Source organism: Puia sp. P3 (genome assembly GCF_050632245.1).
In the GTDB taxonomy this organism is placed as follows: domain Bacteria; phylum Bacteroidota; class Bacteroidia; order Chitinophagales; family Chitinophagaceae; genus Puia.
Genome location: NZ_CP192583.1, coordinates 6671926 through 6692609, shown reverse-complemented (window position 1 = coordinate 6692609; position 20684 = coordinate 6671926). Strand labels below are relative to the sequence as shown.

The 20684-nt window shown below is 52.9% G+C and carries 26 protein-coding genes, 1 tRNA gene, 3 pseudogenes and 1 riboswitch; of the genes and pseudogenes, 10 read left to right on the top strand and 20 right to left on the bottom strand.

What is annotated here, in order from left to right; genetic code table 11:
* Positions 1-1129 precede the first annotated feature (1129 nt).
* From ACQ86N_RS42260 to ACQ86N_RS42250, 3 genes are all read right to left on the bottom strand, one after another.
* The gene (locus tag ACQ86N_RS42260) at positions 1130-2110 is read right to left on the bottom strand and encodes a hypothetical protein (RefSeq protein ID WP_431212287.1); all 981 of its coding nucleotides are present in this window, start codon (positions 2108-2110) and stop codon (positions 1130-1132) included.
* 549 nt (positions 2111-2659) lie between these two features.
* Positions 2660-2956 (bottom strand): helix-turn-helix domain-containing protein, encoded by a 297-nt coding sequence (locus tag ACQ86N_RS42255; RefSeq protein WP_431212286.1) that lies wholly within the window; start codon positions 2954-2956, stop codon positions 2660-2662.
* Positions 2957-2973: 17 nt separating this feature from the next.
* Positions 2974-3306 (bottom strand): hypothetical protein, encoded by a 333-nt coding sequence (locus ACQ86N_RS42250; protein ID WP_431212285.1) that lies wholly within the window; start codon positions 3304-3306, stop codon positions 2974-2976.
* 507 nt (positions 3307-3813) lie between these two features.
* On the opposite strand from ACQ86N_RS42250, the gene ACQ86N_RS42245 reads away from it, so the two are divergent.
* Positions 3814-4038, top strand: a complete 225-nt coding sequence (locus ACQ86N_RS42245) for a helix-turn-helix domain-containing protein (RefSeq protein ID WP_431212284.1) — start codon at positions 3814-3816, stop codon at positions 4036-4038.
* Between the two features lie 113 nt (positions 4039-4151).
* Here ACQ86N_RS42245 and ACQ86N_RS42240 read toward each other — a convergent pair.
* From ACQ86N_RS42240 to ACQ86N_RS42165, 16 genes and pseudogenes are all read right to left on the bottom strand, one after another.
* Positions 4152-4224: transfer RNA gene (locus ACQ86N_RS42240), tRNA-Arg, on the bottom strand.
* Between the two features lie 54 nt (positions 4225-4278).
* Entirely contained in the window at positions 4279-4557 is a 279-nt protein-coding gene (locus ACQ86N_RS42235; RefSeq protein ID WP_431212283.1) for a MarC family protein, read from the bottom strand.
* Positions 4521-4865: a MarC family protein gene (locus ACQ86N_RS42230; RefSeq protein ID WP_431212282.1), complete on the bottom strand. Its 345-nt coding sequence runs from the start codon at positions 4863-4865 to the stop codon at positions 4521-4523. The genes ACQ86N_RS42235 and ACQ86N_RS42230 overlap by 37 nt, the downstream gene beginning before the upstream one ends.
* Positions 4866-5008: 143 nt before the next feature.
* Positions 5009-5485, bottom strand: a complete 477-nt coding sequence (gene cobC, locus ACQ86N_RS42225) for an alpha-ribazole phosphatase family protein (protein ID WP_431212281.1) — start codon at positions 5483-5485, stop codon at positions 5009-5011.
* A gap of 101 nt (positions 5486-5586) precedes the next feature.
* Positions 5587-5895 carry an adenosylcobinamide-GDP ribazoletransferase gene (locus tag ACQ86N_RS42220; protein ID WP_431212280.1) on the bottom strand — a complete coding sequence of 103 codons (309 nt, stop codon included), beginning with the start codon at positions 5893-5895 and terminating at the stop codon, positions 5587-5589.
* Positions 5895-6278: an adenosylcobinamide-GDP ribazoletransferase gene (locus ACQ86N_RS42215; RefSeq protein ID WP_431217820.1), complete on the bottom strand. Its 384-nt coding sequence runs from the start codon at positions 6276-6278 to the stop codon at positions 5895-5897. Before ACQ86N_RS42215 ends, ACQ86N_RS42220 begins: the two co-directional genes overlap by 1 nt.
* Positions 6271-7406: pseudogene (gene cobT / locus ACQ86N_RS42210) on the bottom strand (nicotinate-nucleotide--dimethylbenzimidazole phosphoribosyltransferase). The gene ACQ86N_RS42215 and the pseudogene cobT overlap by 8 nt, the downstream one beginning before the upstream one ends.
* Positions 7407-7415: 9 nt before the next feature.
* Positions 7416-7694 carry a bifunctional adenosylcobinamide kinase/adenosylcobinamide-phosphate guanylyltransferase gene (locus tag ACQ86N_RS42205; protein ID WP_431212279.1) on the bottom strand — a complete coding sequence of 93 codons (279 nt, stop codon included), beginning with the start codon at positions 7692-7694 and terminating at the stop codon, positions 7416-7418.
* The gene (locus ACQ86N_RS42200) at positions 7648-7926 is read right to left on the bottom strand and encodes a bifunctional adenosylcobinamide kinase/adenosylcobinamide-phosphate guanylyltransferase (RefSeq protein ID WP_431212278.1); all 279 of its coding nucleotides are present in this window, start codon (positions 7924-7926) and stop codon (positions 7648-7650) included. The genes ACQ86N_RS42205 and ACQ86N_RS42200 overlap by 47 nt, the downstream gene beginning before the upstream one ends.
* Positions 7927-8961: a TonB-dependent receptor gene (locus tag ACQ86N_RS42195; RefSeq protein WP_431217819.1), complete on the bottom strand. Its 1035-nt coding sequence runs from the start codon at positions 8959-8961 to the stop codon at positions 7927-7929.
* Positions 8962-9090: 129 nt separating this feature from the next.
* Positions 9091-9816: a TonB-dependent receptor gene (locus ACQ86N_RS42190; RefSeq protein WP_431212277.1), complete on the bottom strand. Its 726-nt coding sequence runs from the start codon at positions 9814-9816 to the stop codon at positions 9091-9093.
* A gap of 44 nt (positions 9817-9860) precedes the next feature.
* Positions 9861-10058, bottom strand: a riboswitch (cobalamin riboswitch).
* Between the two features lie 27 nt (positions 10059-10085).
* Positions 10086-10586, bottom strand: coding sequence for a hypothetical protein (locus tag ACQ86N_RS42185; RefSeq protein ID WP_431212276.1), 501 nt, complete (start codon positions 10584-10586; stop codon positions 10086-10088).
* Entirely contained in the window at positions 10558-11091 is a 534-nt protein-coding gene (locus ACQ86N_RS42180) for an ABC transporter ATP-binding protein (protein ID WP_431212275.1), read from the bottom strand. Before ACQ86N_RS42180 ends, ACQ86N_RS42185 begins: the two co-directional genes overlap by 29 nt.
* Positions 11092-11198: 107 nt before the next feature.
* Positions 11199-11969 (bottom strand): iron chelate uptake ABC transporter family permease subunit, encoded by a 771-nt coding sequence (locus ACQ86N_RS42175; protein ID WP_431212274.1) that lies wholly within the window; start codon positions 11967-11969, stop codon positions 11199-11201.
* Positions 11905-12129, bottom strand: a complete 225-nt coding sequence (locus ACQ86N_RS42170; protein WP_431212273.1) for a hypothetical protein — start codon at positions 12127-12129, stop codon at positions 11905-11907. Before ACQ86N_RS42170 ends, ACQ86N_RS42175 begins: the two co-directional genes overlap by 65 nt.
* Before the next feature lie 3 nt (positions 12130-12132).
* Complete coding sequence (locus tag ACQ86N_RS42165; RefSeq protein ID WP_431212272.1) at positions 12133-12657, bottom strand: hypothetical protein; 525 nt, start codon at positions 12655-12657, stop codon at positions 12133-12135.
* 13 nt (positions 12658-12670) lie between these two features.
* Between ACQ86N_RS42165 and ACQ86N_RS42160 the strand changes: the two genes are divergently transcribed.
* A complete protein-coding gene (locus ACQ86N_RS42160) occupies positions 12671-13117 on the top strand; it encodes a hypothetical protein (RefSeq protein WP_431212271.1) in 447 nt (148 codons plus the stop codon).
* A 240-nt stretch (positions 13118-13357) separates the two neighbouring features.
* Complete coding sequence (locus ACQ86N_RS42155) at positions 13358-14023, top strand: class I SAM-dependent methyltransferase (protein WP_431212270.1); 666 nt, start codon at positions 13358-13360, stop codon at positions 14021-14023.
* 124 nt (positions 14024-14147) lie between these two features.
* On the opposite strand, the gene ACQ86N_RS42150 is transcribed toward ACQ86N_RS42155, so the two are convergent.
* Positions 14148-16124 (bottom strand): TonB-dependent receptor, encoded by a 1977-nt coding sequence (locus ACQ86N_RS42150; protein WP_431212269.1) that lies wholly within the window; start codon positions 16122-16124, stop codon positions 14148-14150.
* Between the two features lie 169 nt (positions 16125-16293).
* On the opposite strand from ACQ86N_RS42150, the gene ACQ86N_RS42145 reads away from it, so the two are divergent.
* The 7 genes and pseudogenes from ACQ86N_RS42145 (at position 16294) to ACQ86N_RS42115 (ending at position 20677) form a co-directional block, all read left to right on the top strand.
* Positions 16294-16431, top strand: a complete 138-nt coding sequence (locus ACQ86N_RS42145) for a hypothetical protein (RefSeq protein WP_431212268.1) — start codon at positions 16294-16296, stop codon at positions 16429-16431.
* Positions 16432-16439: 8 nt separating this feature from the next.
* Positions 16440-16730, top strand: coding sequence for an amino acid permease (locus tag ACQ86N_RS42140; protein ID WP_431212267.1), 291 nt, complete (start codon positions 16440-16442; stop codon positions 16728-16730).
* Positions 16727-17626, top strand: coding sequence for an APC family permease (locus ACQ86N_RS42135; protein WP_431212266.1), 900 nt, complete (start codon positions 16727-16729; stop codon positions 17624-17626). Before ACQ86N_RS42140 ends, ACQ86N_RS42135 begins: the two co-directional genes overlap by 4 nt.
* Positions 17627-17656: 30 nt before the next feature.
* Positions 17657-17977 (top strand): PLP-dependent transferase, encoded by a 321-nt coding sequence (locus tag ACQ86N_RS42130; RefSeq protein WP_431217818.1) that lies wholly within the window; start codon positions 17657-17659, stop codon positions 17975-17977.
* Positions 17978-17993: 16 nt separating this feature from the next.
* Positions 17994-18791: pseudogene (locus ACQ86N_RS42125) on the top strand (trans-sulfuration enzyme family protein); the annotation flags it as partial.
* A gap of 22 nt (positions 18792-18813) precedes the next feature.
* A pseudogene (locus tag ACQ86N_RS42120) lies at positions 18814-20264 on the top strand (TolC family protein).
* An 8-nt stretch (positions 20265-20272) separates the two neighbouring features.
* Positions 20273-20677, top strand: a complete 405-nt coding sequence (locus tag ACQ86N_RS42115) for a biotin/lipoyl-binding protein (protein ID WP_431212265.1) — start codon at positions 20273-20275, stop codon at positions 20675-20677.
* Positions 20678-20684: the final 7 nt, after the last annotated feature.

Below are 20684 nucleotides of genomic sequence, written 5' to 3'. Positions count from 1 at the left end.
ATTGAGGAAATGCATGGTCAGTGGACATTCGCTATTGTCTCTTTGTCTTTAGGTGCAGCCATAGCATCATTGATTTCTTATATACTGATCAAACACCAAAATGACATAGCCTTACAACCAATGTATGAGAAGGTTATTCGACCAATTGACTTTGTTTATATATTGATAATAGCAGTCCCTGTATTAGTGATTGTAATTGCTCTTTACCAATATTTACAAGGAAAGACATTATTGAAGACGATGAATTTTTCGGAAGGGAAAATCTTAGTAACGAAACGGTTCTTTCTAATAACGATAAACTGCAAAATAATGTTGAAAGGTTGGCGAAAAATACAGCAGCTGAAGCACAAAAGGATAGTTCGTTTCCCAGCGATAGCCTTTTGCATTATTATAGAAGCGTAATCGGGGGACTTGTAGACGAGGTGGGGTTAACCAGGAGAAATTCGAATGTCAATTTATTAATAGGCATATTAACTAGTGTTATTGGAATCGTAGTTCTTATAACAGCCATTTTTAATTCAAATTATTATTCTAATCTCAATGAAATCCAAGCGTTGTCTGCCTTTTATCCATTTATTTCCAAAATAATACTGTCATTGTTTGTGGAATTATTTTCTTTTTTCTTTTGCGGTTGTATCGTAAAAATTTGGATGATATTAAATATTTGACTAACGAAATTACGAATGTCAAATTGAAACTGCTTGCGTTGGATTGCTCGTTTGATCCGGAATCAGGGCCGATTACGGCCGAAATATTGAAGGAACTGGCTAAGACTGAAAGAAACTTTGTCTTAAAGAAAGGTGAATCTACTGTCGAGAACCAAAAACTGAAATTTGAAGCATATGAACAATCTAAAATGATCGAAAATATAGCCTCACTAGTGAAAAGTGGTACGAGTAAAAAGGGTTAGTAATGCTGGGCTTTACTCGTGGCGCTTCGATCACTTATTAAGCGATAAAAAATCAGATTGGCTGTTTGTGATCCTTGGCCAAAGGTCGCATTTCTTGCTCTACAAATTGGTTGGGAGACCAGTTTTGACCGATTCTCTCCAATAGGAAAGTATCAAAGGTACCCAATGCTGTTGTCACAGGCATCGCGATCTCAAACGGCAATGTTCCAAAGATTGTGCTTAGACCGGCCAACAGATAGAAACGTGCGGTTTTGGCCGGCATTTTTTCAAGGACGCTTTTTTCCTGTATTTTTTTACGTATTCATATAGGAGATTGGTGTCGTCAGGGAAGGCATTTAGCCAATCTTTAAATTTGTTAGCATTTCGAATAACGTCCATTACAGCTTTTACATGAATGTCCTTATTGTTGATCGCCTCACGCAAGGCCCAAGAGTGATTAAATACAAAATGATTGAAAGCATTTATTTCCCCTCTTGCATGTGCGCTTTTTGATAAAATTAAATTGGTCTTAGCTTGAATCATTTTTGCGTTGAAATCCGGAAGCGAAATTTCGGATGAGTAATCGGACATTACTTTCAAATCTTCGCACGCATTCACCAAAGATAGTATAGGAGAATCTATAGCGATTTTCGTGGGATCAGTTACAGAGATATTCGTTTCTAACTTAAATTGGGTACTGTTGACAAAATTGAAATTATATTCTATTTGATTTGGGATAAGCGGCTGGTCTGGGGCATAGTGGTTGAAAGTTTGTAAGACCGCCTGTTTTCTGAAATCCTCATCTTTTAGTTGTTCAATCAGTGTGGAACTGAAATTTGAAGGCAATTGGAACTCGGTTATAAGGCGTGATATTTTTTTTGCGAATTTTTTGCTTCGTGCAGCGTCACCTTTATAGGTAAATGACTCTTCATATAGCTCTTTTTCCAAATCGAGATTGGATAAGCCTATGGAGTCTACGAAATAAATGTCGCCCTGCTTTCCTACTGTAGTATATGAGTTATTATAATAAACGTTCAGACAGTTCATTTTGAGTAAATCTTCTAATACAGGTATATCAGCAAGATCAAATAGCCCAGGTATTGCATTTCTATTTATATGGACAATAGTTTTTTTATAGTAAAGCAGATTTTCAATCATCTGCCCATAGTCCATTGCATAAGTTCTGCTGGCATTTGGGCGCATCAAAAGTGTATCAAACATGAGGTTTACTTTTTAAGTATGGCTAGCAAACTAAAGGTACCATTTTTCCGGATCGCTGGATAAATCTTCAAGCGCAGTTAATAAAATAGCAATCGTATGTGAACGTGAAATCAAAGGTATATCGGAAAAAGCTATCGACAACTATCTGTATAAATGGATGGACCGACGCAAATTTGTCCTGTTGCAGCGAGGCTTGTGAATGCGTAAGCACGGGAGGCTAAATGGAATGTAACGGGGAGACTTCTGGGGCCTTTCCCGGTCTATGGCTTGCACATGCGCCGATACGCAAAAACTCTCTGGTTGCATAATGAAATAACGGTCGCCTTTTAAAGTTCGCGCTTTTTTGGAACACCTTATAGCCGATTAACAATACAATATGCGGACCTGAATACTAGGACCGTGTGAAGGATGATGGAGCAAAGTTTGGTTGCAGTTGGAAGTGGCTTTTTCGAGCACTATAAGAGAAAGCCCCGGTAAAACACCAGGGCTTGGGATCAACAAAATGTCAAGGGCGGCGGCATGACGAACTACCGCTTATCGCCCTGCGAGCTAGTCTTTGACATATGGGTTTAAGAACTCCGTCCCATCAAAAAGGTCGTTGGGCTTGATCCCATATTCGGCACACAGCCTTCCTATAATTGATATGCCGGTATCACACCGGCCTTTTTCTATTCTCCTTAGGTGACTTTCCGACATTCCGAGTTTGAGCGCGATAATGTCTAAGGTCTTTTTCCTGCTTATTCTTATGTTTCTTAGCTTGATGCCGACAGATTGTTTAAATCTTAAGCGTAGACGGGCATTGGCATCTATTTTTGATTGGGGTAGCTTCGCGTTTTTGGGGCGCATTTGATAAAATTGTTGGGTTATTGTTTAATTGGAGGCTTCGAGGACATTTCATTTGCTAATTTTTCGATAAGCGCTTCGAGCCTATCCAGGACAGAGAAGAGGCTATTCTTGGTTATCGTCAGAATTGTATCCTTAGTCTTGTACTCATCTATAAGCATCGCGCAATCATAGATGTACTTCGAATCGACCTTAAAGAGCCGCCCTAGCTTTTGGGCTTGTTTTCGTGTCATTAGCAGATCGCCGGTCTCTAACTCCTTATATTGGTCCACACTTATTCCAAGCGTTAAGGCAAGGGTTTTGTCGGTGCAGTTTCGGTGCATTTTTAGGAAAACTAATAGAATGTTTTGCATGTAGTTTAAGTTGGTCGGGAGGGAAATTTCAATCTCTGAAAAGTGCGGCGGCTCCGTTATGGCGCACGCCGCTGGATTGATGGGTATGGATTAATCATTGCCTTAACCGTTACCTAGTTGGCCTATGAATGAATGGGACCGTTTTTGAGAGGAAGTATGTAAGAAGAGAGCGGCGGAAGTAGAGATAAAAAATGGCGCGGGTCTCAACTTACCGTCTTAGAGGCCGTAGGAAGCCTGGAAACGAATAAGAGAGAGCCCACGCCATGACGTGAGCCCTTCACTTCGCATCCCGTTTCCTTTGAAATTTCCTACGTTTCTAAGACGAGAACAAAGCGAATGCTTCAAGTTAGGTTATGAAGGATCGCAAAAACTATGTATTATCAGGAGCTATCCATCGGTGCAATTGTTTTTCTCAACCAAATATAAGGGATTAAATCAAATAATGGTACCTGTACCATTGTATATGTTGCATTATTCCGTTCACTTGGTGGCCCAAAGCAAATAGTGATGACCAAGATTGAGCAGCATATAATTGATCAGGTTCGGGAAAGGAGGAAAAAGCTGGGTCTGTCTCAGATCGAGCTATCCCAAAGACTGGGTATGAGCGATAGTTTTGTGTCACACGTCGAGACACCTAATAGACGGGCAAAATATAACGTCAATCATTTGAATGCCCTGGCAAAAGTCTTTAAATGCTCCCCGCGTGATTTTTGGCCAGAAAAGCCGCTGTAGAGGTATGGGATTGTAATATCTGGAAAAGGAAGTGAAACGCCCCCTCAGACGCCCCCTGTAAAATAAGAAACCCCATAAACGAAACGTTTACAGGGCATTGTCTGGTTGTGGTGTGGTCCCGTCCAGAATCGAACTGGAATCCGAGGGCTTCGGAGACCCTTATACTATCCATTGTACTACAGGACCTATGCTCGTCCAGGCCAAAAAAAGGGCCATTTCGAGGGAGTGCAAAGCTAAGCCTTATTTCAGTAATCCCCGCAGGTTGGTGCTGAATATTTTGACGGCAATAGCCAGCAGGATGACGCCGAAGAATTTCCGGATGGCGATCATTCCGGCCTGGCCGAGTAGCTTTTCGATGAAATCCATGGACTTGAGGACGACGAAGATAAAGATCAGGTTGAGGAAGATGCCGAGGAGGACGGTCGTGGTGTCGTAGTTGGCCTTTAGCGACATGATGGTGGTAAGGGTGCCCGATCCGGCTATCAGCGGGAAAGCAATGGGGACCACCACGCTGGCCACTGGAGTCGGGCTCGCTTTTGAAGAGCTCGATGCCGAGTACCATTTCCAGGCCCAGGATAAAGATCACGATAGAGCCGCCGACGGCGAAAGCTGCGCTGGTCGAGGCCGAGTATGTTCAGGAACTGTTCGCCGACAAAGAGGAACAGGACCATCAGAGCGCCGGAGATAAGGGTGGCCTTCGCCTCGTGCAGGCCGCCGATCTTTTTCTTCAGGGCGTGCAGCAGCGGAATGCTGCCGATGATATCGATCACGGCGAACAGCGTAAAGGTCACCGTGAGCAACTGGTTAAGATCGAGGTGTATATTCATGCCTTAGTAAAAGCTTTTCGGCTTGTGTTGTTCCTTTTCCGCCGGCGCAATATTCGATAGCGTTTCATAACCCAGCGCACCTTCCTTCCAGTATATCCTCACCACGCAGCCGTAGTGTAAGTTAAAAACTTTGAAGCTATTTATCAGGGGGTATTCGTGATCCCGGCGAGTATGCTCCGGATGACGCCGCCGTGGGCGACTACGGCTATACGCCTGTCCGGCGCCTGTCCGGTGATGACCGACCAGCACCTGCCTACGCGGTCCTGCAGGTCCAGATAGCTTTCGCCGCCGGGGATCCGGACATTGACGAAATCGGCCATCCAGGGTTCTATTTCGTGTTTGGGCAATTCATCCCAGTGCCGCATTTCCCATTCGCCGCAGTATACTTCCATCAGGTCGTTCTCCAGCGATAAAGGCTGACCCGGAAACAGCCGGCTGGCCAGCCGGGCGCAGCGCTGAAGCGGGCTACTATAGACAAGGTCGATCCCTTCCGGAAGGTGAAGACCAATGGTGGCGGCCTCCTGTTCGAAGCTTTCCGTTACGTCGAGGTCCGTCTGGCCGTAGCAGACGCCTTTGGCCACAGCGGGCGTGGTGTGTCGAATAAGATAGATGTCGTTCACTACCTAAAAGTAATCGGGGAAAAAATTCTCCCAAAAAATAATTTTTTCCCCGATACCGCTAATGTCTGTCCACAAAGTGGACGAACCGGACGGAGTCCGGTTCAGTACCGCCAAATAATTATAAATCCGAGGTAAATCACCAACTCTGTCACCTGCTGAACGGCGCCCAGACAGTCACCCGTGTATCCCCCGATACGGCGACGGAAATAGTGGTTCAGTCGCCAGGTCCCCAATAGAGCAGGAAGTATGCTCAGCGAAAAGCGCCAGGGCAGGAAGCCGTAAGGCGCGAGCGCCAGTATAACGGTGATGATTAGGCTACCACCCGACAGCCGGCGGCTGGTGACGTCTTTCGATTTGCTTTCGCCCGGGTCGGATACATAGTTGGCCGTCTGCATCACCAGCACCGGCATCAGGCGGCTGACGCTGTGTGCGGCGAGAACGCCACCAAAAAATAGCGATGGCTGGACGCGAGCTCCTTTAAAAGGACGAATTTGCTGCCGAGTATAGCGATCAGTCCGATGGCTCCATAGGCGCCGATGCGGCTGTCTTTCATGATTCGAAGGACCTGTTCTTTGCTAAAGCCGCCGCCCATTCCGTCGCAGACATCGGCGAATCCGTCTTCGTGAAAGGCGCCGGTCACGAGAAGACCGGTGATCATGGCCGCGAGGATCCCGGCATCGGTAGAGACATATCGGGAAAGAACAAGGAAGGAGAGAATACTGACGCCGCCGACGATCCAGCCGATGACCGGAAAATAGCGGGGCGCCTGCTGAAGATAGACCGGCTCATACACGGTAGTTCCGGGGACACTTATCCGCGTCATGAACTGTATCGCGGTCATCAGTATATTCCATTCTCTTTTCATTTGTTCTTAACCTCGCCCTACTCACACCCGCAGACTCAAACGACGCCATCTCGCGCAGGAACTGCACGGCAGACTGCAGCAGCGGCCAGGCCAGCGCCGCACCCGTTCCCTCGCCCAGCCGCAAGCCAAGATTCAGGAGGGGCTCGGCGCCGAGATACTCCAGCATTTTCGCGTGACCGCTTTCCCCGCTGGCGTGCGAAAAAACACAACAGTCCTGAACATTCTGGTCGATCAGCCGCGCCAGTAGCATAGCCGAGGTCGTTATAAACCCATCCACGACTATAACCATCTTCATCTGCGCGGCTTTCAGATACGCGCCCGTCATCATCGCTATTTCGAAACCACCCACGTGCTGCAAGATCGTGAGCGCGTCCGGCGTGGCCGCTATCGCCGGCAAATGGCGCCGGAAGACCTTGCGCAGCGTCTCCTTTTTTGCCCGAGCTGTTCATCATTGACGCCGGTGCCGCGGCCCACGCATTCTTCCACGGGTATACCGGTGATAAAACTCATGATCAGCGATGCCGACGAAGTGTTGCCAATGCCCATCTCTCCCATGCCGATACAGTTGCAGCCGTTGGAGGCCAGTTCTGTGACAATCTCCGCTCCCGCCACCAGCGCTTTCTGCACTTCTTCGGCGGTCATAGCCTCCTGCTCCAAATAGTTGCGGGTACCGTATCCGAGCTTTTTGGACAACAGCTTTCCGGGGAACAGGCTCGTGTCGAAGTCGAAGTTTACGCCCGCATCCACGACGGTAAGCCCGAGACTGTGCTGACGGCAGAATACGTTGATGGCGGCCCCTCCGGTGATAAAATTGAGCACCATCTGTGCGGTGACGGACTGAGGGTAGGGATTGACAAGGCCGGTGGCGGCGATGCCGTGGTCGCCGGCAAATACGACGATATGGGGACGGTTCAGCTGCGGATGCGTGGTTCCCTGAATGGAGCCTATCTGCAGCGCCAGCTCTTCCAGGCGGCCAAGTGCACCATTTGGCTTGGTCTTGTTGTCGATCAGGTGTTGCAGCTTTTCCTGCAGGCTCGTCGTTGTACCCGTTTGCATGGAGTCGTTTTATTTGACAATTAAAGGGATTCCGCTAATCATAAAGATAACCCGATTGGCCCTGGCGGCGATATATTGATTTATCCAGCCGTGCAGGTCGGTGAATTTTCTTCCGGCTTCGTTGGGGGCGTGAAGACCCATTCCTATCTCGTTGCTGATGATAATGAGGTCGGTATCCTGACGCATCAGCGCGTCGAACTCCTGCTGACAGGCTTCGAGGCTGGCCTCCACATCGTAGCGGCTATCCGCAAAAAAGTTGGTGATCCATAGCGTGACGCAGTCGATCACCGCCAGCTTTCCCTTCCAGCGGCAGCCTGCTGAGCTGCTTTTCCTCTTCGAAGGTCGTCCATTCCGGGCCCCGCTGGTCGCGATGCTTGTCGATCCGTTCCATAAAGTCGGCGTCCCAGACACGGGCCGTCGCCACAAAAACGGGCTGCTGGCTCCGTTCGAGAGCCAGCAGCTGCGCGTATTTGCTTTTTCCGCTGCGCGCACCACCCGTAATAAAAGTTATTCCCGCCATTTACAGTTTGACGCTGAGGCCCACCGTCAGGTTTGTTCCCTGTACGCTGTAGCCGTATACTTCGTAATAATTCTTTTTGTTGGTGATATTCTTTACGTCCACGAACAGTTTGAAATTGTTCCCGCACAACTGGTATTCCGCGTAGGCGTTCCACAAGGCATAGCTGTCGAGCGTTACGCTGGAAGCGACATAGGTCGCCGGGTCGAAATACTGGTCCTGGCGCTTGCCCGTCACCTGCAGCGAGGTGTTGATGAAGAGGCCCTTCGTCACCTGATAGCCCGCATACAACTGGAAGTTGCTCTTCGGTACGCGGATGAGGTTGTTGAACGTCGTATCCTTGCCGCTCAGCTTCTGCGTGGTCTTTCCGTTGACATAGGTATATGCCGCTTTCAGCGTGAGGCCTTTCACCGGAGAATAGCGGACCTCGCCTTCGATGCCGTGGTCGTGCTGCTGGTCCCGGTTGATATAGAGGCTTTGGAATGTGACGGGATCGGTTGAATAGAAAATAACATTCCTGATCAGCCGGTCGAAATAGTCGCCCGTCACGGTAAGCTGGTCATCCAGCAGGAACAACTGAACGCCGCCTTCTTCGCTATACGATTTCTCCGGCTTCAGCGCGGGGTTGGCGCCATACGGCCCAAACAGCTCATTCACCGAAGGCGGCCGGAAGCCGGACGTGAAATTCGCAAACAGTTTCACATTGCGATGCACGAGATAAGACGGATTTAGACTATAAGTGAAGTTGTCCCCGTATTTATTGTCGTGATTGAACCGGCCGCCCAGCTCGACGTTGAGACCGTCCCTCGTCTTGTAGAAGAGAGAGGCATATGGGCTGACGATGGTATTTGCGGTATCCGGTTTGACGATGCTGTAGGACTGGAAATTCACCCCGGCCAGCAACTGCCAGTTGCCCGAAATGCGATGGTTGACAAAAGCTTCGCCGTGATAGAACCGGCCCTGGTAGGTCGACGAGTACTGGCCGCCATAGTAGCGCTGGGTATAGTCATAGCCGAAGTTCGCATAAACCGTCCCCAGGGCATATTTCCAGGTTGCCCATAAGCCCGGTATTTACGAGCGATCCCTTGTAGGGGTCATTGCCGCCTGCGAAGGGGCCGGCGGAGAAGGTGCCCTTGAATTCGGAATAGCGGAAATACGGGTTGATGGTCAGATTATCGGTCGGGTGAATACCAGGCCGGACTGGAAGGACTGGAGACTATAGCCGTTCTTCGGGAAGCCTGCTTTGCCGGTGGTATCCTTTGCTTCGGAGATGCCGTCGGTGTTGATGTACTGGTAGTTGAGGTCGTAGTCGAAGACCTTGCCTTTCCGCTCGAGGTCAGCTGAGCCTTTCAGGGTGTTGTAGGTGCCGTAGGAAACAGTGCCGTGTCCTGTCGTCTCTCCCGAAGCGCCCTTGCGCGTGATGATATTGATCACGCCTGCTACCGCGTTGGAGCCGTAGAGCGTGGACTGGCTGCCTTTGAGGATCTCTATCCTGTCGACCTGTGAGACGGGTATCAGCCGTATGTCGTACTGGCCGCCTGTCTGCGAAGGGTCGTTGAGTGGAACGCCGTCGAGCAGGATCAGCGTGTATTTGTCGGAGGCTCCGCGGAGGAAGATGGTCTTGTCCTTACCCGGATTGCTCGTCGATCCGTTGACGATGATACCCGTCTGTTCATTGAGGATCTGCGAAAGGTCCTTACCCGAGCTGTGTTCTATCTCTTCTCGGGAGACAACGGTTATAACTTTTCCGGTCTCACTGAGTTTTTTGGGCGACTTCGTCGCCGTGACCACTACCTGGTCGAGTTGTCTTACGGTGCTGTCTCTTGTCGATTGGGCATACACTGCCGGGCTGCCTGCCAGCAGCAAAAAGAGAATGGAATGTCTTTTGCTCATTACAGTTTGTGTTTTTCGCTTTTCACCCGAAAGCGGTTAAAAAATTGGATGATTTGATTCTGGCAGGTCTTCTGGCTTATGTCCGGTCCGTTTCACCTTCCCGTCCGCGCGTTGGCGGGCAGTGGTCTTGAAGAGAGTTGTCGGCCGTTTGAGATGACATTTACAGCTACGGGGATAGCGCCGGCTTTGCACCGGCTTCCCTTTTAATGACGATGAGGTCAACCAAAAACGCTACAAAAGTAATCGAGACAAAGGGCAAGTCAAAATAATTATTGCGGGTCTGTCTTCTTCAGTGCCTGCAAAAGGCTGGAGATGTCGGAGAACGAATACGATTTGCCGTCGCGCGTCATTGTCCAGCCCGCGGAACCCGACACACTGATGGAGCAGGGCGCATCGTCGCTGATAAAATATCCTTCCCGCTGCAACGCCCTTCTCGTCCACCGGGCCGGCAGCCCGTCTCCGCTAAAAGCGACGGGCCTCCGGTTCTCATGCTCTATCGTAAACGTCCCCGTCTGCTTGTCAAACCGTATGTCTTCGTGTGCGAAAGCGGCCTCGAAGGCGCCAGTCAGCACGAGGTCTTCCGGTGCGCCACAATAAAAAACGCCCGGGTCCTGAAGGAGCCAGACCTCATCGGCGACCTGGAGCGCGAGCTCGAGCTCGTGGGTGGAAAGAAGGACTCCTTTTCCCGTCTGCCGGGCCAGGCGGTGCAGCAGACGCATCAGACGGATGCGGCTGGGCAGGTCAAGATGTGCGGTAGGTTCGTCCAGCATCCAGAAGAGGTGTGTCCTGAGCGAGCGCGCGGGCGAGCATGATCTTCTGGTGTTCTCCGTCGCTGAGCGTGTTGATTTTCCGGTCGAGAAATGACCGGATCCCCGCGGAGTCGATGGCCCATTCGATGGCCGCCCTGTCCTTGTCGCCAATACCGCCGAGCCAGCTGGACCATGGATAGCGGCCGAGTGCCACGAGAGAGTATACGTCCAGATGGTGGGTACTTACCTTGTCAGTGAGTACCAGACTGACGGTACGGGCGCGTTGTACGGGAGAGAGCTGGCGGACGTCCTGCCCGTTGATCTCGATGGTTCCCGCCAGTGGCGGCTGAAGACCGGCGATCGTCCGGAGAAGAGTGGATTTGCCCGCCCCGTTGGGTCCGAGTAGACAGACCAGCTGTCCCGGATGAACTTCAAGAGTCAGCGGCCCCTTTGTCGTGACCGTCCTCTTGCCCCCGGCCTGATAACCCGTCTGCAGCGCTCTTGTTTGAAGGAGGGGACTGCTCATCAGTACGCGTTTATATTCTTTTGACGAAGAAGGAGGGCTATCACAACCGGAGCGCCGGCCAGCGCCGTGATGACGTTGATGGGCAGTACGGTTGAGCTGCCGGGCAGCTAGGAAAGTATATCGCAAAGCAGGAGAAGCAGCGCGCCGGTGAGGCAGCTGCCTGGGACGAGCACCCTGTGGTCGGAGCTGCGGAACAGCTGACGGGTAATATGGGGGACAGCAATGCCGACAAATCCGATGGGACCGCAGAAGGCCGTAATGCTACCGGCCAGCAGGCTGCTGCTGCAGATGATCACCAGCCTGGCACGGCGTGGGTTCAGACCCATGCTCCGGGCGTAGTTCTCGCCGAGCAGCAGCGCATCCAGCATCTTGGAGGAAAGCCAGGCCATGATCAGCCCCGCCCCGATGACGCTGCTCAGTATCAGGAGCTGTCCGCCGGTAACGCCGCCAAGCGAGCCAAAGGTCCAGAGCAGGTAGTCCTTCACCTGTTCGGGCGAACTGAAATACTGCCAGATACTGGTGATGGAGATCGTGATGCCGCCGATCATGATGCCGATGACCAGCATGAGGACATTGTCTCTTAGCCGGCTGGAAAGAATGAGCACCAGGATCATGACCAGTCCCGCGCTCACGCAGGCCGCGATGGTGATCAGAAGACTGCCGGAGATACCGAGTTCACGGATCGCGAACAGCGTAGCCATATTGCCGCCGGACAGCATCACCATCGCGACACCCAGTCCGGCGCCGGCCGTGATACCCAGTACGGAAGGGTCCGCGAGAGGGTTACGAAACAGGGTCTGCATCTGAAGACCGCTAACGGACAGCCCGCATCCGGCGAGGACCGCCGTCAGTGCTTTCGGTATCCTTATCTTTTCCACGATGAAGTTCAGTGCTGTCGGGGGAAGACGAAGCGAACAGGATATGGAATACTTCCCTCAACGGTATCTTCACCGATCCTATGGAAATATCCAGCAGGAAGGCCAGGAACAGCAACAGGAGAAGACCTGCCAATCGGACCTTAGGGAAGATGACGGGCATGAATTATTGCAATTGTTTGTAATAGTACAAAGAATCTTTGGGTAAAAGGCCTGGGTGTACGATCCGGATCAGGTCGGCCAGTATCAGTTGAGGGTTGGCGACGCCGGACTCCCAATAGTCGTTGGAGCCGATATCATTCGTCCGGCGCGTGTTGTTGTACAGGGCGCCGGTGCGGTATGGTGCAAACTGTGTGAATCGGGAGTCGTTGGACGCGACCTGCGCCTTTGACTCCACCGTACCCAGGTTGAGCCAGTACCCGGCCGACAGGGCTATCGGTGCGACCATTTCGAAATTCAGCGAGAGGCTGCCCGTCCCTTTTGAATCTTTCCAGTGGTAGTCCGCGCCGGCGTCATTCAGCAGTCTTACCATATAGCTTTCTCCCGCAGGCATATACCAGGAGCCCTTGTAGGGCATGCCGATGATGACGGAGGGATGCGACGCCGCGCCGGCGCCCAGTGCCGCCAGCCGCTGATATTCGTTTGCTACGCTGTCGAATTTTTTGTTGACGGTCTCTTCGCGGTCCGTCAATGCCGCCAGGAGCTTGACCCATTCTGCCCGGCCGAGCGGAGTCGTCTCCGAGCCATTCGGCGACAGGCATCATCGGTATGCCTGCGTCGGTAAGCGTTCGGTTCTTACCGCTCGTAATATCGGGATTGCTCATGGTGAGGACGGCCGAAGGATGCAGGGCGACGATCAGTTCGTTGTTGATGGCATTGTCCAGCCCGACCTCTTTTACAGCGCCGGTCTTTATCCGCTTGCGCATCTCAGGCGAGGAGATATACTGCAGACTGCCGAGGCCGATGATCCGGTCTGCGACACCCGCGAAATCGGCGAGGCCTACATGAGACGAAGAGAGGACGACCAGACTTTTTACCGGGATCCGGATCACGGGCATACCCGCTTTCTCCGCGGGAGGCGTGACGCCTTCGGGCAGCAGAAGATAGCGCAGGGTATCGCTCTGACCCGCGATATGGTTGACCAGTGCTAAGGACCTTGTAGTGGCCGTAGTATTGGATACGGAAGCCTTTCGCGTACCGCATCGTACTGGTGGCGCTGGCGCTGTCGCCGGCGGCCACCGCTGCGGCGGGGCTTTTTCCGCCCGGCTGATTGCACGCCAGGAAAACCAGAAGAACCGGAATAAGGAGTTTGTTCATGGGGAAACAAAGCTATAGAATCATTTGCTCTCTCCCGCAATTCAGTTTATCTTGGGCCCCATTTGGTAAGTATTATGAAAAACTTTATACGAAAAGCCAATTCCTTTATCAAAGACCTTCTGCTGGTGTCGCGGGTCGGCGTTCTGCTGAAGCCGCTGCGGTTTGGGTTGGGATTCCTTCATAATTTTTCGCTGCTTTCTTCCTGGGTCAACAAGCACAGCAAAAATGTTCCTTTCTCGGATTTCTATAAGCCTACCCGGTCCTATAACAACCGGCTCAAGCTGCACGAATATGTGGTGAAGACCGAGGGCCTGGACCAGAAGCCGATCCACTACCTCGAGTTCGGGGTCGCGGGCGGGACTTCGTTCGTCTGGTGGACAAAGTTCAACCAGCACCCGGGTTCGCTGTTCTTCGGCTTTGACACTTTCGAGGGTCTCCCCGAGGACTGGCATTTTTTCAAGAAGGGCGCATTCAGCTATGATACCCCCTTTGTAGACGACTCCCGCGGGACATTCATCAAGGGACTTTTTCAGGACACCGTATATACCTTTCTCGCGAACTATAGCAAAAACCTCGACAACCCCGACGCGACGCGCGTCCTCCATCTCGACGCGGACCTGTATTCATCCACCCTGTTTGCCCTGACCATGATGGCGCCCTATCTCCGCAACGGAGATATCCTGCTTTTGACGAGTTCAATATTCCCAACCACGAGTTTGCCGCCTGGAACGATTTTGTAAGAAGCTATTACATCAAGTACGAAGTCATCGGCGCGGTCAATAATTTCTATCAGACAGCCATAAAGATCGTGAAGTAACCGGCACCCCGGCAAACCCGCTGCCCCGGCGAGCCCCCGGCGCCGTCTCACGGGAGTCTGTAATTCACCGACAACCCCGCATAGTAGTTCCTTCCGGGCGAGGCATTATAATACCGGCCCGCAGCCGCATTAAAATCATTCCCCAGTCCATACCTCCTGTCGAAAGCATTGTCGACCCCCGTAAAAATATCCAGCTTCCAACTGCCGAGCGCTTTCCGGTATCCGAGCCGCGCACCCAGAAGAGCATACGACCCGGCAAAAGCCGAATTCGCATCGTTCAGCGCGATTCGGTCGGTATAGGTATATGTTACGTTTGTATACAGCCCCAACTGCAGCAGGACGTCGAGGCCGCCGACAAGGGTCTGGGGCGGGACACTCGGCAGACGCTTGCCGGAGAAGCTGGTCGTATCCTGGACGAAATCGCGGTAGTGGAAATCATGCCAGGTGTGGCTCACCCACGCGCGCACATTGCCGAAGAATCCGGTGGACTGGTCCACCAGCTGATAAGAGATATAGGTCTCGATACCGTGCTGGTCGGTCTTACCGGCATTGATCGAATAGCCGATGCCGAAAGAGTCTATCCGCTGGACGATGGTGTTGTTGAGGTGGAAGAAGAAGGCATTGACGTCGAAGAACAGCCTTCCGTGCAGGAGATTGCCGCGCGCGCCGAACTCGTAGTCGGTGCCGTCTTCGGGCTGGAGGGGAGGGCCGACGACTCCGTTGGTCTTCTCGAGCTCCTGTACCGTGGGGGTGGAGAAGCCGCGGGCGGCGCTGGCGTATAGCGAGACCTCGGGCAGGATCTTCTTCAGTACGGCAAACCGGGGAGCCAGCTTGTTGTCGAAGCGCAGCGGGTGGGTGACGGGCGGCCGCACCGAGACCCGCGTGATATCGACGGCTGTCTTGTTCCAACTGGCGCCGGCAGTGAATGTCCACCCGCCGGACAGCCGCAGGTCTGCCTGCACAAACGCTAAATACTGCCAGTTGCCAAGGCGGTCGTCGGTCTGCAGCGTATCCTGTACTCCCAGCTTGTTGGCATAGTCGCGGGTCTCGAAGAATCCGCGCTGGGCCTCGGCGCCGGCGTCGATCCGGAGACTGCCCGTTCCCAGCTCCGTCTTGTAGCGGAAGACGGTCCGGCCGCCGAAATGAGGCTCCTGTCTTGTCTCATACACGCGGATACCCGGATTGGTAAAATCCGTATACGCCCCATAGACCGCCGTCGTATTCTCCCAGTGCCCGCTAAATCTATATTCGTTGCTGAACCCCGCTGTGAAATTCTTCTGGTAGATCGCCGCCTGCGCCTCTATGGCGCTGGGTTGCGTGCCGACGGCGGGCCTTGCCTGGCGCGGGTTTTTGTTGTATTCAGCCAGGGTCAGTCCGCCCGGTGTCTGATAGTAGAGGTCGCCATAGAGGATATAGGCGTGAATGGTCTGTTTCTCCGAAGCCTTCAGCTGCGTCTCCCAGCTGGCTATATCGCGCCGCATCTGCGACTGCTGACGGTAGCCGTCGCTGGTCTGGTGCGAGTAGGAAATGATATTCCGGTGCTCGTCATCCCCAACCCTGACGTTCAGGTTGAGACCGTTGGTATTGTAACTGCCGCCCGAATAGTCCGCGCTTATTCCCTTCTCCCACACAGAGGGCATACTGTTGATAAGCACCGCGCCGCCGATGCCAGCGCCATAGAGACTTCCGGCGGTACCCTTTATGACCTCGAGAGACTGGAAATTATAAAAACCCAGCTGGTTGAGATAGGTGTTTCCTCCGGGGTCTGTCAGGGGGATCTCGTTCCAGTAGATCTTGATATCCCTGACGCCGAAAGGCGAGCGGATCGAACTACCCCTTATGTTCAACCGATAACTTCCCGGCGAGCGTTCTTCCATCCGCACTCCCGGGTTGGTGTTTAGCGCGGGAAGGATGCTCATGTTCCCAAACCGGTTGAGGGACGCCTTGCTGACGATGCTCACGGGCGCGCCGACTTCGGTCAGCTTCCGGTGCTGCTCATAGGCTTTTACCACTACCTCGTTCAACGGCTTTGTATCGGACGAGTCTGTCAAAAATGGTGTCGGATGTGAACTTTGCGCGGATAGGGCTGTAGCGTAACAAAGAGAGACCGTAAACAGGAGTTTGTTTTTTCACCCGACAGGATTTACGGTAAAGTTATTTCATTATCTTCAATTGCTCCTCTCTAACAATTGTATGAATAAAAAACAGCTGAACCTTTTTGACCTTACGATGATCGTGGTGAGCCTGGTCATCGGTATGGGTATTTTCCGGACTCCGGTAGAGGCAGCTGCCCGTGCCGGCACGCCGACCATCTTTTTCTCGCCTGGATAGTCGGCGGGGTGATCGCTCTGTGCGGCGCGCTTACCTATGCGGAGATTGGCTCCCGCTATCCGGTGATGGGGGGATACTACAAGATCTTTTCATATGGGTTTCATCCGTCCATAGCTTTTGCCGTCAATTGCATCATACTCGTATCCAACGCCGGCTCGACTGCAGCCGTGGGGGTCATCGGCGCGGAGTATATCGGAAGGTTCTTTTTCACCGGTCCCACCCCGCAGGTATTCCTGCAAATGGTGACCATTGTGGGCGTCGCTTTTTTTACGCCATCAACCTGCTCGGTCTGCGGATGAGCAGCCGTGTCCTGAATATCCTTACCTGTGTCAAGATCCTGCTGATCCTGCTGTTGCTGCTCGCCGTCTTTGGCAAGCATCCACTCCCGGATAGTCCCCCGGCGACGGGCACAGCTACCGGAGCCGCAGGCCTGCAACTCCCCTTCTGGAAGGCCCTCGGTTTTGCACTGGTCGCGGCTTCATTCAGCTATGGCGGCTACCAGCAAACGATCAATTTCGGCGGCGAAGTTCGCAGCCCGGGACGCACCATTCCCAGAGGCATCGCCTTCGGCATCGCGATCATCATCACCCTCTATCTGTCCATTAACGTCGTATATACCCAGGTCATCGGGTTCGAGCGCCTGAAAACGGCAAACTCCATCGCGGCCATACTTATGGAACACCTGTTCGGACCCACGGGGGACGCCATCCTTCGGGTACTGATGTTCCTTTCCGTGATGGCCTATGTCAACGTCGCGCTGATGAGCAATCCGCGGGTGATGAGCGCGATGAGCACGGAAGGGATTTTGCCATCAGCCTTCCAGCAGAGGTCCCCGAAGCGTGACGTCATCGTATGGTCGCTGACGGGCTTCGCGGCGGTCATCATCATAACGCTGATATTCAGCAGCACGGTCGAAAAGATCATCAACTATTCCATTTTCCTCGATAGCATCGGCTTTGCCACGAGCGCCAGCACCATATTTATCATGCGGCGCCGGAAGACGGGCGAGGACAGGGATATCTACCGGATGAAATTATTTCCCGTGATGCCGCTGGTCTTTATATTGGCTTATGTTTGCGTGGCCACCAGCATCGCCATCAACGATCCCATGTCGGCCCTGTATGGGGTGCTTATATTCGTGGGTTGTTTTATCCTTTATTTTGTGCTGCGAAAAGCCCGGAGGGCTGTCAACTAGACATATGGATATTTCCTATATAATCAACGAATTGGGCGAAGACCGTCACCTGTATTTCAACGCGGTAGCGCCCCCATCATCCAGACCAGCAATTTCAGGGTCGACACGGTCGACGAACTGAGAGACCGGTTTGACGACGAATACAGCGGTTACCTGTACAGCCGGGGCCTCAATCCGACTGTTGATATCCTGCGGAAGAAGCTGGCCGCGCTGGACGGCGCGGAAGACTGTCTGGTCTTCAACAGCGGGGCATCGGCGATCTTTGCATCGGTACTCGCCAATGTCAAATCCGGCGACCATATCGTCTCGGTAGACAAGCCCTACACCGGGCCCAGCGCATGTTCGACGTGATCCTCCCCGGTTTGGCGTTACGACTACCTATATCGACGGCACCCGGATCGAAAACTTCGAGCGGGCGATCCTCCCCAATACGTCGCTGATCTACCCGGAATCCCCCAATTCCTGGGACTACAAGCTGCAGGACCTGCAGGCGGTGGCCGAACTGGCCCGTTCGGAGAATATCGTCACGGTCATCGACAACAGCTATTGCACGCCCCTGTACCAGCGGCCTCTTGACTATGGGATCGACATCGCCATGCAGACGGCGACAAAATACATTGGCGGTCATAGTGATACGGTCGGCGGCGTCCTCTGCGGCACCGGGGCCATGATGAAGAAGATCTTCGATAGCGAACTGCTGAATGCCGGCATCGGCATCCAGCCTTTCAACGCCTGGCTGCTGATCCGGGGGCTTCGGACCATGCCCGCCCGCATGGAACGGCTTACCGTCACTACCCGGAAAGTTGCCGGTTATCTCAAATCACACCCGCAGGTGGAAAGTATCCTGTTCCCTCTTGACGAAAGCTTTCCCCAGTACGAACTTGCACGCACGCAGATGAAAGACGCCTGCGGACTGCTGAGCTTTTACGTACGCGCGAGGTCGAGAGACGAGATCGTCCGGTTCTGCGAAGGGCTGAAGCATATCATGATGGCCGTCAGTTGGGGCGGTCACGAGTCCCTGATCCTGCCCAAATGCGCGTCGCTGACAGCGGCGGAGTTCGACCCGGGCATAAAGGAACACCGGATGCTGCGGCTATACACCGGTCTGGAAGACCCGGAATATCTTATCCAGGACCTGCGGCAGGCATTTGAAATGGTCTGGTAAAAATTGCTTTAAATTTGTTTCCATGAGTATGAAAAAACTGCTGCTCTTATCCTTTTCGATACCCCTCCTGAACCTTACCATCCAAGCGCAGGAAAAATGGGACTTGCGTAAGTGCGTCGAGTATGCGCTGGCGAACAATATTTCGATCAAGCAGGCGGACGTACAGGCCCGCCTCTCCAAACTGACGCTCAATCAGGGTAAGCTGGCCCAGCTGCCCAACCTCCAGGTGAGCACAACCGCCGGCGTCAGCAGCGGTAATACGCAGAATCCCGGCAGCTATAGCCTCAGCACTACCACCTATTTCCTCAACAACTACCAGCTGCAGACCAGCGTCAACGTATTCAATTTCCTTAGTCTGCGCAATACCATCGAGGCCTACCGCTATTCCTGGCAGGCAGCGCTGGCCAGTTCGGACAAGACGAAGAACGACCTTTCCCTGAATGTCGCCAACGCCTATCTGCAGGTGCTCCTCACCAGGGAGCAAAGCGAAGCAGCCCATCTCCAGCTGCACCTCTCGCAAAACCAGCTGGACATTACCCGCAAACAGGTGAATGCCGGGTCGTTGCCCGAACTGAATGCCGCCGAACTCGAGGCACAGGTAGCACAGGACAGCTCGACCTACGTAGGAAGCCTTGGCAATATCCAGCAGGCGGTGCTCACGCTAAAGGCCTATATGGACCTCGACGCCGCCACTCCTTTTGAAGTGTATGCCCCGCCGGTGGACGACATACCCATCGAGAAACTGGCCGACCTGCAGCCGGAATCCGTCTATGCACTGGCGCTGACCAACCAGCCGCTGCAAAAAATGGACGCCCTCACGATCGAGGCATACCGCCGGAGCGTTAAAGCCAACAGAGGCGCCATGTATCCGACCTTTTCCCTCACCGGCAGCCTCGGCGCCAACTTTACGACGATCAACAAGGAAGCACGACCGGGAGCACTGCCGGTCTTCCAGAAATCCGATACCCTGCCAACCCTAAGGACACCGGGCTCGAACCAGATCTTCGTACAGGACCAGTACACGATCGACCAGCGGACCAAGCCCTATTTCTCCCAGCTGAACCAGACCTTCCAGCAATTCGTCGGACTGAACGTCAGCATTCCCATATTGAATGGCGGCCAGCTGCGCACCAACTACTACAAATCGAAACTCAACCTCCGCAATCAGGAGCTGCAGCGCGACCAGGACAACCTGACCCTCAAGCAGAATATCTATCAGGCCTATACCGCAGCGATCACCGCGCTGCAAAAATTCGAGGCCAACAAGATCTCGGTGACGGCCACCCAAAAAGCTACGACTACGCCCAGAAGAGGTATAGCGTCGGCATGCTGAATACCATCGACCTCCTCACAAACCAGAATAATTTTTTTAATGCCCGGATCAATTTGCTTTCTTCGCAGTACGACTACGTATTCAAGATGAAAGTTCTTGAATTCTACAAAGGGTTAGGGATTAAACTGACTAAAGAATAACCTATAACATGAAAAAGACTCTGCTAATTATCATCATATCCGTTGTAGTCCTTGTCCTGATCCTCGTTCTGGTCAAGGGTCTGGGCAAGAAGGACGGGACGAAGGTCTCTTCCGAGAAGGTGGTCAAACGGAATATCACCGAGATCGTGACGGCCAGCGGGAAGGTATATCCGGAAAAGGAAGTCAAGATCTCTCCCGACATCTCGGGGGAGGTCGTCGACCTGAAAGTGACACAGGAAGGTGACAGCGTCCACAAGGGACAGGAACTGGCGAGAATTTACGCCGACGTATACACGATGCAGCGGGACCAGGCCGCGGCGCAGGATGGGCCAGCAGGAAGCGCTGGTCTCGAATATGGCCGAACAACTCCCGGGTCTCAAGGTGTCGATGGAGACCGCCAAGAAGACCTATGACAGGCAG

Coding starts and splice junctions, on each gene's coding strand:
- ACQ86N_RS42260 (WP_431212287.1), bottom strand. CDS start 2,110: ATGTTTGATACACTTTTGATGCGCCCAAATGCCAGCAGAACTTATGCA.
- ACQ86N_RS42255 (WP_431212286.1), bottom strand. CDS start 2,956: ATGCGCCCCAAAAACGCGAAGCTACCCCAATCAAAAATAGATGCCAAT.
- ACQ86N_RS42250 (WP_431212285.1), bottom strand. CDS start 3,306: ATGCAAAACATTCTATTAGTTTTCCTAAAAATGCACCGAAACTGCACC.
- ACQ86N_RS42245 (WP_431212284.1), top strand. CDS start 3,814: ATGACCAAGATTGAGCAGCATATAATTGATCAGGTTCGGGAAAGGAGG.
- ACQ86N_RS42230 (WP_431212282.1), bottom strand. CDS start 4,865: ATGAATATACACCTCGATCTTAACCAGTTGCTCACGGTGACCTTTACG.
- ACQ86N_RS42220 (WP_431212280.1), bottom strand. CDS start 5,895: ATGCCGGTGCTGGTGATGCAGACGGCCAACTATGTATCCGACCCGGGC.
- ACQ86N_RS42200 (WP_431212278.1), bottom strand. CDS start 7,926: ATGGCGGGAATAACTTTTATTACGGGTGGTGCGCGCAGCGGAAAAAGC.
- ACQ86N_RS42190 (WP_431212277.1), bottom strand. CDS start 9,816: ATGAGCAAAAGACATTCCATTCTCTTTTTGCTGCTGGCAGGCAGCCCG.
- ACQ86N_RS42185 (WP_431212276.1), bottom strand. CDS start 10,586: ATGCTGGACGAACCTACCGCACATCTTGACCTGCCCAGCCGCATCCGT.
- ACQ86N_RS42180 (WP_431212275.1), bottom strand. CDS start 11,091: ATGAGCAGTCCCCTCCTTCAAACAAGAGCGCTGCAGACGGGTTATCAG.
- ACQ86N_RS42170 (WP_431212273.1), bottom strand. CDS start 12,129: ATGCCCGTCATCTTCCCTAAGGTCCGATTGGCAGGTCTTCTCCTGTTG.
- ACQ86N_RS42155 (WP_431212270.1), top strand. CDS start 13,358: ATGAAAAACTTTATACGAAAAGCCAATTCCTTTATCAAAGACCTTCTG.
- ACQ86N_RS42145 (WP_431212268.1), top strand. CDS start 16,294: ATGAATAAAAAACAGCTGAACCTTTTTGACCTTACGATGATCGTGGTG.
- ACQ86N_RS42135 (WP_431212266.1), top strand. CDS start 16,727: ATGAGCAGCCGTGTCCTGAATATCCTTACCTGTGTCAAGATCCTGCTG.
- ACQ86N_RS42115 (WP_431212265.1), top strand. CDS start 20,273: ATGAAAAAGACTCTGCTAATTATCATCATATCCGTTGTAGTCCTTGTC.